At 61.7% G+C, this 248-nt stretch carries 1 protein-coding gene; it reads left to right on the top strand.

Annotated features, from left to right (window positions below; translation table 11 throughout):
• Positions 1-248 (top strand): hypothetical protein (locus AACY19_RS27730; RefSeq protein WP_339454681.1); only part of this gene is annotated, 248 nt, incomplete at both ends.

The following is a 248-nucleotide window of genomic DNA, read 5'->3' as shown; positions in this document are numbered from 1 at the left end:
TTCACAACAACGACGATCCAGTGGTCATCAACGGCCTCGACGTCAACGGCGGTGAACTGACCGTCTACGAGAAAAACCTCAGCGATGGCACCAGCCCCAACACGCCAGCGCTGACCCAAAACGGCACCTTCACCATTACCGCACTCGACGGTGTCACCACTCTGACCGTCGGCGGCATTGCCGTGGTCAGCAACGGTGTCGCCGCAGGCTTCCCGCAATCGATCACCACGCCGCTGGGCAGCACGCTG

The sequence above is a fragment of the Pseudomonas sp. EA_5y_Pfl2_R50 genome (genome assembly GCF_963970475.1).
Classification (GTDB): Bacteria; Pseudomonadota; Gammaproteobacteria; order Pseudomonadales; family Pseudomonadaceae; genus Aquipseudomonas.
The sequence above is the reverse complement of the archived record's forward strand: the minus strand, read 5'-3'. Positions and strand labels throughout refer to the sequence as shown.